The sequence below is a fragment of the Saezia sanguinis genome, assembly GCF_003991585.1.
Classification (GTDB): domain Bacteria; phylum Pseudomonadota; class Gammaproteobacteria; order Burkholderiales; family Burkholderiaceae_C; genus Saezia; species Saezia sanguinis.
In genome coordinates, this window is sequence record NZ_PQSP01000012.1 from 12,680 (window position 1) to 25,638 (window position 12,959).

Genomic DNA, 12,959 nt, shown 5'->3' on the forward strand with positions numbered 1-12,959 from the left:
ATATGAATACTTTCAAAAAATATCAGAATGTGCCCGGATACGCCCCGCCATCAATCAGCAGGTTCTGCCCGGTTACATACCCTGCCTGTGCGCTGCACAGGTAGGCACAGGCCGCACCAAACTCCGGCGGCTGTCCAAAACGCCCCGCCGGAATCACACCTTCCTTCTCAGCACGGACCTCTGCAACCGATTTGCCGGAAAGCCTGGCCGTAGCGGCAAAATTGCTGGCAATCCGGTCAGTATCAAACGACCCCGGCAGCAGGTTGTTGATTGTGACATTACAGCGCACCGTCTTGCGCGCAATACCGGCAACAAATCCGGTCAGCCCCGAGCGTGCACCGTTGGAAAGCCCCAGAATATCAATCGGCGCTTTGACCGCGCTGGAAGTGATATTCACAATGCGGCCAAAACGGCGCTGCATCATGCCATCCACGGTCGCTTTAATCAGTTCAATCGGCGTGAGCATATTGGCGTTGAGCGCTTTCATCCAGTCCTCTTTGCTCCAGTCGTGAAAGTCTCCCGGAGGAGGTCCGCCTGCGTTATTCACCAGAATATCAACCACCGGCGCAGCAGCCAGCAGATCCTGCCGCCCTTCATCGGTGGTCACATCACCAGCCACCGCAATCACCTGACCTGCACCCGGAAGCTGGCGCAACTCCTGCGCTGTGCGGTTCAACTGCTCAGCACCACGCGCACCAATCACCACATTCACACCCTCGGCCACCAATGCCGCCGCACAGGCCCGCCCCAGCCCCTTACTTGCCGCACACACAATGGCCCAACGGCCGGCAATCCCTAAATCCATAAAATAACGCCCTTTCTATTCGTTTGCCACTTTTGACGTACCACACCCAGTTAACAGCCATGACACCACAGTATATTCACGGCCTCACAGCCGCATTCTGCACCTTTCAACAGCGGTGCCACATTCTGCACATGCCATGGCTGAGTGCTGCACTGAACAATACACATGGCAGGCTTGAGCGGCCATTATGCCCTGCGCACCACAATCCACATGCCGCCCATCACCAGCACGGTTCCCGCAATAATCCAGGCATTAAACGGCTCGCCCAGCAGAAAAACACCCAGCATGATGGTCGATAACGGTCCGATCATTCCCACCTGGGAGGCCAGTGCCGCGCCCAGGCGCTGAATACCGATCATCATCAACAGCACCGGCACAACCGTGCACAACGTACCGTTGAGCAATGACAATTGCCAGACGCCTGCCGGTATGCTCTGAAAATCGGCCCATGAGCGGGTCAGCACAAACTGTCCGATACAAAAAACACATGCCCAGATGCTGGCCAGCCCCGTCAGTCGCAGCGCTCCCAGCTTTTTCACCGTTTCGCCGCTGTACAGCAGATACACCGCATTGGACAGCACACTGGCAAAACACAAAGCCACACCCAGCACCAGATGATCTCCGGCAAAACTGATTTCATGACCAAAAACCAGAAACACCCCCGCGTAACTCACGGCAATGCCCAGCCATTGCCTGAGTCCGGCCTTTTTCCCCAGCAGAAACATGCCCAGCAACAGCACGATCGATGGCGTCACATACATGATCAGCCGTTCCAGACTGGCACTGATATATTGCAGCCCCAGAAAATCCAGCATGCTGGCCAGATAATAGCCACTGAAGCCCAGCCCGGCGACCACCCATTTCTCCCGGCCGGACAGTTTGGCCTGCCCGTGCCCGGCCCACCAGGCCATCACCAGGAAAAAAGGCAATGCCACCAGCATGCGCAGCATCAGCAACGTTACCGCATCAATCGCATAATCACGATAGGCAATTTTGATGATGATCGCCTTGCCCGAAAAACCTATCGCGCCACACAAGGCAATCAAAATACCCGGCCACAGCGATGCCGGCGGCACATCGCCGCCATTCGAAGTGGTAGTCTGAGAGGAGGAAGCCGCACTGGCGCTCATAAATCTGTTACTTTGCCGCAGTATGTGCTGGCCTTGTCGCTATTTCATAAAAGCCAGGCGCAGAAACTGCTGTGTAATGGCTGTAATGACCATCTTCCCAGCCGCGTTAATCCTCAGATCCGGTTTCTATGGGCGGTGTTGCCGCAATAACTTCGGCCACCGTCGTAATCCCCTGTCCGACTTTGAGCAACCCGGCCAGCCGTAGTGGCTTGAGGCCTTGCTTGATCGCCGTGCGCCGCAGACCATCCAGATCGGGCGACTTGCTCAATTGTTTTCTGAACACCTCATCCAGAACCATCATTTCATAAAGCCCCACACGACCTTTGAATCCGGTATTGCGACACTCCAGACAACCAACCGGTTTGTACGGGTGCGACTCTCCGTTCAGGCGCCAGGGGCTGGCCAGTTGCGCAAAAGCCTCCCGGTCAAAAGCATCGTCCGGCTGTTTACACGCAGGGCATAAAGTCCGCACCAGGCGCTGGGCCAGAATCCCCAGCAATGTTGCGCTCAGCAGGTAGCCGGGCACCCCCAGATCCATCAACCGGGTCACTGCCGAAGGGGAATCATTGGTGTGCAGCGTTGAAAGCACCAGGTGCCCCGTCAAGGCCGCCTGCACTGCCATATTGGCGGTTTCCGCATCACGGATCTCCCCGATCATGATAATGTCCGGATCCTGCCGCATCAAAGCGCGCACCCCGTCGGCAAAACCGATATCCAGATTGGCCTGCACCTGCATCTGGTTGAACGCCGGGTCCACCATTTCAATCGGGTCTTCAATCGTGCACAGGTTCACCTCATCGGTCGCGAGCTTTTTCAGCGTTGAATACAGCGTCGTCGTTTTCCCCGAACCTGTGGGGCCGGTCACCAGAATAATACCGTTGGGCCGGTGCGTGAGATCCTCCCACTCCCTGGCCTCCTTGCTCGGAAAACCCAGCTCCTCCATATTTTTGACCGTGGTTTCCGGGTCAAAAATACGCATCACCATTTTTTCGCCAAATGCCGTCGGCAATGTCGATAAACGCATTTCAACCTCGGCGCCCAAAGGCGTGCGGGTTTTGATACGCCCGTCCAGAGGACGCCTTTTTTCAACCACGTCCATACGGCCCAGCAGCTTGACGCGCGACAGCACCGCGTTCATCACTGTCATGGGCAACTGGTATACGGTATGCATCACACCGTCAATGCGAAAGCGCACATTCCCCGTTTCACGCCTGGGTTCCAGGTGGATATCACTGGCACGCTGGTCAAAAGCATACTGCCACAGCCAGTCCACCAGTTGCACAATGCCCTGGTCATTGGCATCCAGCTGGCGGCCGCTTTTCCCCAGATCCACCAGTTGTTCAAAAGAAACCGCCGCCGTCGCTCCGCCACGCTTCTGCACATCGCGCACCGACCTCGCCAGCGTAAAAAATTCAATGCTGTAGCGCGCAATGTCTACCGGGCTGGCAATCACCAGCCGCACCAGCTTGCGCGAAATATGCTCAATCTCCTTGATCCATGTCGTCTGAAAAGGCTGTGCCGTGGCAATCACCAGGTCACCCGTCCCGACCTTCACCGGCAGAATTTCATGCCGCTTGGCATATTCGACCGACATGATATCGCCAATCTGGCCGACATCGGCTTTCATCGGATCAATACGGAAAAAAGGTATCTTGACATGTGCTGCCAGCCACTGGGTCAGCTTGTCAATATCCAGCACCTCTTTCTCGTCAAAATCACGCATGTTCAACTGCGCCAGCCGGACCAGCGGGTGCTGCGACGAACTGGTTCCGGACAGGCGCTCGCGTACGCGTGCAGCCGTATCTGCATTGATGATACGGTCTTCCTCCATCCACTCAACCAGTTGCTGCCACTGCAAAGGCCCATGCGGCGCGCTGGGCTTTTTCGAACGCGACAGCTTGGAAGACGATTTAGTAGCCTTGGACTCACTCTCCGTACTGGATTGTTCCGGAAGGTCAGAAGAATCTTGATCTTGCATCATTCAAATATGTCCCTGTCAACCCGTACGCCGGCACGGTCACCGGCGATCTGCTGGATAAATACAACCTCTATTAAAACACAGCTACCGTTTCTATGATTTTGCTTTTAACGTCACTGGCTTTAAACCCCTGACCCATTTGCGCGCCGGCAGCCCCCAGCGGTATTCAATATATTCCGCCCGCTGCTGCAGCAATGCACGCTCAGGCACCTGGTCGCTGCGCAGGGCCAGCACCACGGTATTGCCTTCCGCGGTGGGGGCAAACTGCCACAGCCTGCTCTGTTTTTCATCCGGCTGCAGCACGATGCCAAAGCCCTGGGCAATGCGCATGACGCTTTTCAGAAAATTGGCGCTGCGCCCAAAAAGATTAACCGTCATCACGCCATCATCACTCAGCAATCCGTAGCAGTGTGCATAATGCTCGACAGAATCCAGCACAGGCGAAAGGGCCTGGTCATCATAAATATCCACACACAAAGCATCAACAGAGCCAAGCCGGGCCGGATCAGCCACCACATCCGACGCATCGGCAACCACCACCTGCAACCGCTCATCCGGCTGCGGCAGGTTAAACCAGCTATGGCATAACGCAACCACCTGCGGGTTCAACTCGACCGCAGTCGTGAACATGCGCAGTTTTTTATAGCAGAACTTGGTAATGGCCGCGGCCCCCAGCCCCAGTTGCATGGCATGGCGCTGGTCAACCGTTTCAGGGTCAAAAAACAGCAGCCAGGCCATCATCCGCTGCACATACTCCAGCTCAATCTCAAACGGTTTGCGCACCCGCATGGAACCCTGAATCCAGTCATGCGTACCCAGGTGCAAATGCCGCACCCCGGACTCTTCAGAAAAAAACACCTCAGGTAAATCTTTTTTCATTTGCTATCGCTCACCACAACCAACTGTGCCTTCCCGTTATTTGTTTTCACCCAATATACCAGCCTGTACAAACACCTGCCGCCATGCCGCCAATTTACGCTCGAAACTCCAGCTCGCATTGGCCGGGCTTGTGGATGGCAGTTGCACCACCTGCACACCCAGCAAAGATGTCTGTTTTTTGAACTTGGCGCTTGCGCCCCCATTATGGGCAATCACCTTCAGCCCGGGGGCCCACTGCTTTAACAAGGCCAGGTCATTCGGCTCCCCGGCCTGAATATCCGCATCCAGGCTCCCTTCGCGCTGGCAGGCGGCATACACATCCCACAACGCAATTCTGTGCTGCACCAGAAAATGCAGTTTTTCAGCGTATGCCCGCTGCTGTAAATCAGGTGTTCCCAGCAAAGTCCCGATGATCGGCCAGAAGTGGTTTCTGGCAAAAGCATAATACTGCTGCGCCTGCAAAGAAGCCTTGCCGGGAAAACTTCCCAATATGGCCAGCACCGCATCGTGCTGTATGACTGCAGGCAAGCCTTGCAGCGAGGCTTGCGTTTTTTGAATGGAACGCATTGTGTTGTGATATTTAATGCTAAAGTTAGGCCATCAGAATTGACGGCCCATTTTAATGGATTGCCCTGCTTCGCATACTGACTGAATCCATACGCTTATGAACACGGAAGAAACCTGGAATTTTTTACTGACACACGCGACCGACCTCGGCCTGAAAATCATCAGTGCCCTGCTGATCTGGTTTGTCGGACGCTGGGCCATCAAACTGGTTGCCAAAATTTTCAGCCGTATTCTGGAAAAAGGCCAGCGCGTTGACCGCACGCTGGTACTCTACATCCGTGAAATCATTTCCTGGCTGCTGACACTGCTGCTGATACTTTCCATCTTCGGCATTTTCGGCATTCAGACAACCTCATTTGCCGCGTTACTTGCCGGCCTGGGCCTGGCCGTAGGCACTGCATGGGGTGGTTTGCTGGCCCACTTTGCCGCCGGCGTTTTCATACAACTGATGCGCCCGTTCAAAGTCGGCGATACCATTACGGCGGCCGGCATCAATGGTGTTGTCACTGATATCGGCGTCTTCACCACCACCATCATCGCTGCCGGTAATGTGCAGACCATTGTTGGCAACAACAAAATCTTTTCCGACACCATTCAGAACTTCAGTGCGCTGCCCTACCGGCGGATAGACTGCAGCATCACCATTCCGTACAGCATTGATCCGCAGGAGGCCATGAACCGTTTTAAAGAAGCCATCTGCGCCATTCCCAATGTCAGAACCAACCCTGTGCCATCCATCTCGATTGCCGAGTTCACGGTTGACGGCACGCGCCTGAGCATCTGCCCGTTTGCAGCCCCCGAAAACTACAGCCAGGTACAGTCTGACAGCACCAAGGCCATTGCACAGGTCATCCGCAGCATTGGCACGCCCAGGTCTGAACTGCACATTGTTGATCACACCGGCGGCAACGGCGCTGCATCGCCATCCAGCTGACGCAGCTTAGGCAGCGCCTGCCATGTGTTTTCGCGGGCAGCTTCAGCCAGTTTATCCAGCCGCATGCCACGCAACTGCGCAATCACTTGGGCAATCCGGGGCAGTTGTGCCGGTTCGTTGCGCCCCTGCGGCTCTCCTTGTGCACGCTGTTCAGCGGTGCGGTAAAGCCATTGCGGCGGCATGTCCGGCGCATCCGTTTCCAGTACCAGCGCCTGCAGCGGCAGTGTCTGCGCCAGATGCCGTATCTGCCGGGCCCGCTCAAAAGTACAGGCCCCGCCAAACCCCAGTTTGAACCCCAGATCCATGAATGCCTGTGCCTGCTGCTCACTGCCGTTGAACGCGTGGGCAATACCGCTGCTGACCGGAAATTGCCGCAGCCCTTTAAGCAGCATGTCGGCTGACTTGCGCACATGCAAAATCACCGGGTAACCGTATTGCCGCGCCAGCTTGAGTTGCTCGGTATAAAAAAACCACTGGCGTTCCCGGCTCAGGCCTTCTACAAAATAATCGAGTCCAATCTCACCCACAGCCACCAGTCGCGGATCAGCGGCATAACGCTGCCATGCAGCATGTACCTGCTGCATCACTTGTTCATCGGCTTCGCGCTGGTTGTCTGAAGAATCATCCCCCATCCACAGTGGATGCACGCCTAAAGCATAAGCACACCGTTGTGCTGCCGCCAGTTGTGCAGCCATATCAAAGTGCAGCGGCGCCACCGCCGGAATCACCATCTGGGTCACCCCGGCCTGGCGAGCGCGAGCAAAAACACCTTCCCGGTCTGCTAAAAATTCAGGAGCATCCAAATGGCAATGGCTGTCAATCCACATCCGGTTTTCCTCCCTTTATCAGCATCATGAAAAAGGCCGCCTGGTACCGTAATGGTTATGTTGCGCTGAACTGCCCCTGATCCAGGCGAACCACCTGCCCGCATCGCTCGGCCAGCGCCTCATCGTGCGTCACAACAACAAATGCCGTGCCCTTTTCCTGCGCCATTTCCAGCATCAGGTTAAACACAATATCTGCGGTGTTCCTGTCAAGGTTGCCGGTTGGTTCATCAGCCAGAACACAGGCCGGGCCAGTCACCAAAGAGCGTGCAATCGCAACGCGCTGCCGCTCTCCACCGGAGAGTTCAGACGGGCGATGCTGCGCGCGCTGCTTCAGTCCGACACGCTCCAGCACCTCGAGCGCCTGCGCGCGGGCTGCTTCTGTCGTCATTCGCCGGATACGCAGCGGCATTGCCACGTTGTCCAGTGCAGTCAGTTCCGGCAGCAAGTGGTGAAACTGATAGACAAACCCCATATACCGATTCCGCCATACGCCCTGCTGGGCCACCGACATGCTGGTGTACGGACGCCCCATCAGGCTGATCTGCCCCGTGGTGGGTTTATCCAGCCCGCCCAGCAAATGCAGCAGCGTACTTTTGCCGGATCCTGACGCGCCCACAATCGCCAGTGTTTCGCCCCTGTTCACCGTCAGGTCCACGCCGCTGAGCACGGTAACGTCAATGCGTCCGGCGCCACTGCCTTCCACAAAACGCTTGCTCAGGTTCTGCGCCTGCAATACGGTGACAGGTGTCATCAAATCGTTATTCATAGCGCAGTGCCTCCGCCGGGTTCACCCGTGACGCCCGCCAGCTCGGATAGATGGTCGCCACAAAAGCCAGCGCCAAAGAAATGGCGGTAATCGTCAAAATATCCGACAGGCGCGGGTCGCTTGGCAGATAGTTCAGGAAATAAACCCCGCCATCAATAAAACGCACCCCGAACAGCGCCTCAATAAAACCCACAATCGGGCCGACATAGTAGGCGATCAGTGTGCCAAAACCAACGCCCAGGAAAGTGCCGAGCACCCCGACGGTTGCCCCCTGCACCATGAAAATGCTCATGATGGAGGCCGGCCGCGCGCCCAGCGTGCGCAAAATGGCGATATCGGCCCGCTTATCGGTTACCGTCATCACCAACGTGGATACCAGGTTAAACGCCGCCACCGCCACAATCAGCGTCAGAATAATGAACAGCATGCGCCGCTCGACCTGCACCGCCTTGAACCACTCCTGATTTTCGCGCGTCCAGTCCGTCACATACAACCCTCTGGAATCCTTTACCGCCTGCGCCATATCAGGCTGCCCCAAGCGTTGCCGGATTGCCTGATTGACCTGCTGTGCCCGCTGCATATCGCTGATTTCCACCCGGATGCCTGTCGGCCCGTCGACACGGAACAGGCGCTGCGCATCCTCAATATTGATCATCACCATACCAGCGTCATACTGGTAATGGCCGGAACTGAAAATACCCACCACCGTCATCTGCTTGAGCCTGGGCATCACACCCGCCGGCGTCATCTGGCCGGTAGGGGCCACAATGGTGACCTGCCCACCCACCTGTACCCGCAGTTGTCTGGCCAGCACATCGCCCAGAATAATGCCAAAACTGCCCGGAGCCAGTTTTTGCAGATCCCCCCGCTGGTGAAGCTGTGCCGCTACTTCGGTGATATGTGCTTCCTGCTGCGGGTCAATGCCGCTGACAATGGCGCCAATCATTTCATCGCCGTTGGTCAACAGCACCTGCTCCTGCACCAGCGGCGATACCGCCAGCACCTCAGGCACCTGCTTGATGGCGGTAACAAACTGCTCCCAGTTCGGAATCCCTTCCCCTTGCAGGCTCATGACTTTGACTGCCGGCAGCGCGCTGAGCATGCGGTCGCGCACATCTTTCTGGAAGCCGTTCATCACACTGAGCACAATGATCAGCGTGGCCACCCCCAGCGCAATGCCCAGCATCGACACGCCCGAAATAAAAGAAATAAAGCCATTGCGGCCACTGGCTCGCCCGGCACGGGTATAACGCCAGCCTAACTGAAGCTCATAAGGAAACTGCATCTCTCACCTGTAGAAGTCCTGGGACATATGCCCGACCTAACCTCTCATTGTATTCGACAAAATTCAAAACTCCCGCTAGCATAACCCAGATCAGATATGATGTAATAAGTACACCATGGAAACACACTTTCAACACATTGCTCTGGTTGGTAAATACCAGTCACAAAGCAGCCGTGAACTGCTGGCCTCTATTGCCCAGCTCGTCACCGGCCTGGGCGCTCATGTGGTTATCGAAGCGCAAAGTGCTATAGATGCGGGATTGGAAAAAAAATTCCCCTCTCTTTCCATGGAACAGATCGGTCCGCAATGCGATCTGGTGATTGTGGTCGGCGGCGACGGCACCATGCTGGGCGTGGCCCGCAGCCTGGCTGCATACAACATGCCATTGGTCGGCATCAACAAGGGCCGGCTCGGCTTTATTACCGACATTTCACCCAGCGCTTACGAAGAAGCGCTGCGCCAGATTCTTTCCGGTAACTACACCGAAGACAAACGCTCCATGATTTCCGCACAGGTCTGGCGGCAGGGAGAGCCCATTTTTTCCGCGCTGGCGCTCAATGAAGTGGTCATCAACCGTGGCAGCACCAGCGGCATGGTGGATGTCAGCGTTGAAGTCAATGACCATTTTGTCACCAACCTGTGGGCCGACGGCGTCATCGTCTCCACCCCCACCGGCTCCACCGCGTATGCCCTTTCTGTCGGTGGGCCGATTCTCTACCCCGGCATTCAGGGCTGGATACTCGCACCCATTGCGCCGCATACACTGTCCAACCGCCCCATCGTGCTGCCCGATGACGGCATTGTCACGCTCGAACTCGTGGCCGGGCGCGAGTCCAGCGCCACGTTTGACACGCAGTCATTGGCCAACCTGCAGTTGGGCGACCAGGTCATACTCACCGCCGCCGACCAGAGAGTACGCTTTTTGCACCCGCTGGACTGGAGCTACTACGAAACCCTGCGCAACAAACTGCGCTGGTATGCCGGCAACAATTAAAGCCCAACCCGTTAACCCGTTGGCCATCACAACAGCATCAACAGAGTTTGTGCTTTTCATTACAATGGCACTTATCGTGTTTTTTGCCCCTGTTTGTGACGGAAATTATTCATGCTGCGTCAACTGATTTTGCGCGACTTTGTCCTGGTAGACGAACTTGAGCTGGATTTGCACGCCGGTTTTACCGTGCTCACCGGCGAAACAGGTGCAGGCAAATCCATTCTGATCGACGCATTACAGCTCGCACTGGGCGGACGCAGCGATGCCGGTGTTGTGCGCGAGGGACAAACCCGTGCAGAAATCAGCGTGGCCTTCAACATGCCCGAAATGGCAGGCATCAAACACTGGCTGGCAGACGCCGGCTTTGACCAGGAAGACGACGAACTGCTGCTGCGCCGCACCATTGACAGCCAGGGCAAAAGCCGGGCCTGGATCAATGGCAGTCCGGCCACCATCGGTCAACTGCGCGAGCTGGGGGAGTTTCTGGTTGACATTCACGGCCAGCACGCCTGGCAAAGCCTGACCAAACCAGAGCGTGTGCGCGAGCTGCTCGATGCTTACGGGCTGATTGACAGCAGCGCATTGCTGCCCTTATGGCAACAGTGGCAACAGGCTGAAAACCGCCTGCGATCAGCGCAGGACAAAGCGCTGCACGCGGACCGTGAACGCGAACGCCTGAACTGGCAGATTGAGGAAGTCGGCAAACTGGCACCGCGCGAAAATGAATGGGATGAACTCAACACAGAACATGAGCGGCTTTTCCATGCCCAGATGCTGCTGGATGCTGCGCAAACCTCCTGCAATACACTCAGTGAAGAGGCAGACAGCGCCAGCGACAGACTAGGGCAGGCCATTATCGCCTTGCAAAAAGCCGCCACCATTGACCCGCAACTGGCAGACATATTGAAAGTGGTCCAGGATGCACAGGCACTGGTCGAAGATGCGCACCACAGCCTGAACACCTGGCTGCGCCACACCGATCTGGACCCGCAACGCCTGGAAGAGTTGGATCAGCGCATTGCCAGTTGGCTTTCTTTAGCGCGCCGTTACCGGCGCCAGCCGCAGGAACTGCCCGCATTGCTGCAAAGCTGGCAGCACGAACTTGCAGAACTGGAAGCCAGCTCGGACATTGCTGCGCTGGAAAAAGCGGCTGAACAAGCCAAAAAAAACTGGCTGGTTGCCGCACAGCAGATTTCTGCACAGCGCCAGCAGGCCGCGCCCAAACTCTCCAAAGCCATTACCGCTGCCATGCAGGGCCTGGGCATGGCCGGGGGCCGTTTTGAAGTCGCCATTACTCCCCTGCCACAACCCCAGGCCAGCGGCATTGACCACATTGAATTTCTGGTTGCCGGGCATACCGGCTCCACACCCAGGCCGGTTAACAAGGTCGCTTCCGGCGGTGAATTGTCCCGCCTGGCACTGGCGATTGCCGTTACCACCAGTCAACTGGGGCATACCCCCACCCTGATTTTTGATGAAATCGATTCCGGCATTGGCGGCAGCGTTGCTCAAACGGTCGGACTGCTGATGCAGCAACTGGGCAAAGAGCGCCAGGTGCTGGCCGTGACGCACTTGCCGCAAGTAGCCGCCAGCGCACACCACCACTGGGTTGTCAGCAAACAGACTTCAGGCAAAACCACCACCAGCCAGATTACGCCGGTCAGCGAGAGCAACCGCGTCACTGAAATTGCGCGCATGCTGGGAGGCGATGCCACCTCCCAGGCAGGCCTGGCACATGCACAGGAAATGCTGCATGCCGCCCATGCAGGCACACGCTGACTGAGCCGCTGCACATCCATCAAACCAGGAGCAACACATGCCATCTTCTGCCACCACTGCGACAGCCTCAGCGGATACCTATTCCCCGCTGAACCTGGTTCTCATTACCGGCATGTCCGGTGCAGGCAAATCAGTGGCTTTGCGCGCGCTGGAAGATACCGGCTATTTCTGTGTGGACAACCTGCCGCCGGAACTGATTGTGCAACTGCTGCAAACCCTGCAAATGCAGCAACAGCAAAGAAGACGCCATGTCGCCATCGCAGTGGATGGGCGCAGCGCCGCCTCGCTGCCTTTATTGCCGCAGATTCTGCGCGGGCTGGAAGGTGCCGCCATTGACGTGAAGCTGCTGTATCTGGATGCCAGTGACGAATCGCTGGTCCGGCGGTTTTCCGAAACGCGTCGTCGCCATCCGCTGTCCGCCCTGAGCGCCGATGCATCATCCGGCGACCGCCATCAGGCGCTGGCAGAAGCCATTTCACAGGAGCGGGAACTGTTGGCTGAGCTGAAATCGCTCGGCTCCAGCATTGACACCAGCCTGCTGCGCCCTTCCCAGTTGCAAAGCTGGGTTAAAACAGTGGTCGAAACACCTAAAAGCAACCTGACACTGGTGTTTGAGTCATTTGCGTTCAAACGGGGAATTCCGGTCGATGCCGATTATGTGTTTGATGTGCGCATTCTCCCCAACCCTTATTACGTGGCAGAACTGCGCCCGCTGAACGGCAAGGACCAGGCCATCCAGCAATGGCTGGAACAATCCGACGCCGTTAACCAGATGCTTGCACAACTGACACACTTTCTGCAGGAATGGCTGCCTGCTTTTATCAATGACCACCGCAGCTACCTGACGGTTGCCATCGGCTGCACCGGCGGACAACACCGCTCCGTCTACTTTGTGGAAAAACTGGCACAACACTTTGGCAAAGACCATCCGACCATTATCCGGCACCGTGAAATTGATGCCTGATTCCGGTATCTTCACGGTATCTCCACAGCCATTGCCCGGCAATCCGTTAAG

General features: G+C 56.6%; 12 protein-coding genes. 4 read left to right on the plus strand and 8 right to left on the minus strand.

Annotation, left to right across the window (positions count from 1 at the left end):
• Positions 1–22: 22 nt before the first annotated feature.
• The 5 genes from CUZ56_RS14195 to CUZ56_RS14215 all read right to left on the minus strand — a co-directional run bounded on the left by CUZ56_RS14195 (position 23) and on the right by CUZ56_RS14215 (position 5,359).
• Positions 23–805 carry an SDR family oxidoreductase gene (locus tag CUZ56_RS14195; protein WP_126981074.1) on the minus strand — a complete coding sequence of 261 codons (783 nt, stop codon included), beginning with the start codon at positions 803–805 and terminating at the stop codon, positions 23–25.
• Positions 806–990: 185 nt separating this feature from the next.
• Positions 991–1,935, minus strand: coding sequence for a DMT family transporter (locus CUZ56_RS14200; RefSeq protein WP_126981075.1), 945 nt, complete (start codon positions 1,933–1,935; stop codon positions 991–993).
• Positions 1,936–2,041: 106 nt separating this feature from the next.
• The gene (locus CUZ56_RS14205) at positions 2,042–3,916 is read right to left on the minus strand and encodes a GspE/PulE family protein (RefSeq protein WP_404948047.1); all 1,875 of its coding nucleotides are present in this window, start codon (positions 3,914–3,916) and stop codon (positions 2,042–2,044) included.
• 90 nt (positions 3,917–4,006) lie between these two features.
• Positions 4,007–4,792: a class I SAM-dependent methyltransferase gene (locus CUZ56_RS14210; RefSeq protein ID WP_126981076.1), complete on the minus strand. Its 786-nt coding sequence runs from the start codon at positions 4,790–4,792 to the stop codon at positions 4,007–4,009.
• Positions 4,793–4,828: 36 nt separating this feature from the next.
• Positions 4,829–5,359, minus strand: coding sequence for a DNA-deoxyinosine glycosylase (locus tag CUZ56_RS14215; RefSeq protein WP_126981077.1), 531 nt, complete (start codon positions 5,357–5,359; stop codon positions 4,829–4,831).
• 97 nt (positions 5,360–5,456) lie between these two features.
• On the opposite strand from CUZ56_RS14215, the gene CUZ56_RS14220 reads away from it, so the two are divergent.
• Positions 5,457–6,293, plus strand: a complete 837-nt coding sequence (locus CUZ56_RS14220) for a mechanosensitive ion channel family protein (RefSeq protein ID WP_126981078.1) — start codon at positions 5,457–5,459, stop codon at positions 6,291–6,293.
• On the opposite strand, the gene CUZ56_RS14225 is transcribed toward CUZ56_RS14220, so the two are convergent.
• Genes CUZ56_RS14225 through CUZ56_RS14235 form a run of 3 tightly spaced genes read right to left on the minus strand, consistent with a single transcriptional unit; the run spans position 6,254 to position 9,171 of the window.
• A complete protein-coding gene (locus CUZ56_RS14225; protein WP_126981079.1) occupies positions 6,254–7,120 on the minus strand; it encodes a TatD family hydrolase in 867 nt (288 codons plus the stop codon). The two genes, CUZ56_RS14220 and CUZ56_RS14225, sit on opposite strands and share 40 nt — an antisense overlap.
• 55 nt (positions 7,121–7,175) lie before the next feature.
• Complete coding sequence (locus CUZ56_RS14230) at positions 7,176–7,886, minus strand: ABC transporter ATP-binding protein (RefSeq protein ID WP_239442563.1); 711 nt, start codon at positions 7,884–7,886, stop codon at positions 7,176–7,178.
• Positions 7,879–9,171 carry a lipoprotein-releasing ABC transporter permease subunit gene (locus CUZ56_RS14235; RefSeq protein ID WP_126981080.1) on the minus strand — a complete coding sequence of 431 codons (1,293 nt, stop codon included), beginning with the start codon at positions 9,169–9,171 and terminating at the stop codon, positions 7,879–7,881. The genes CUZ56_RS14230 and CUZ56_RS14235 overlap by 8 nt, the downstream gene beginning before the upstream one ends.
• 115 nt (positions 9,172–9,286) lie before the next feature.
• On the opposite strand from CUZ56_RS14235, the gene CUZ56_RS14240 reads away from it, so the two are divergent.
• From CUZ56_RS14240 to rapZ, 3 genes are all read left to right on the plus strand, one after another.
• Positions 9,287–10,165, plus strand: a complete 879-nt coding sequence (locus tag CUZ56_RS14240; protein WP_126981081.1) for an NAD kinase — start codon at positions 9,287–9,289, stop codon at positions 10,163–10,165.
• A 111-nt stretch (positions 10,166–10,276) separates the two neighbouring features.
• Complete coding sequence (gene recN / locus CUZ56_RS14245; RefSeq protein ID WP_126981082.1) at positions 10,277–11,944, plus strand: DNA repair protein RecN; 1,668 nt, start codon at positions 10,277–10,279, stop codon at positions 11,942–11,944.
• A gap of 37 nt (positions 11,945–11,981) precedes the next feature.
• On the plus strand, positions 11,982–12,908 hold the full coding sequence (gene rapZ, locus CUZ56_RS14250; protein WP_126981083.1) for an RNase adapter RapZ: 927 nt from the start codon (positions 11,982–11,984) through the stop codon (positions 12,906–12,908).
• The last annotated feature ends 51 nt before the right edge of the window (positions 12,909–12,959 follow it).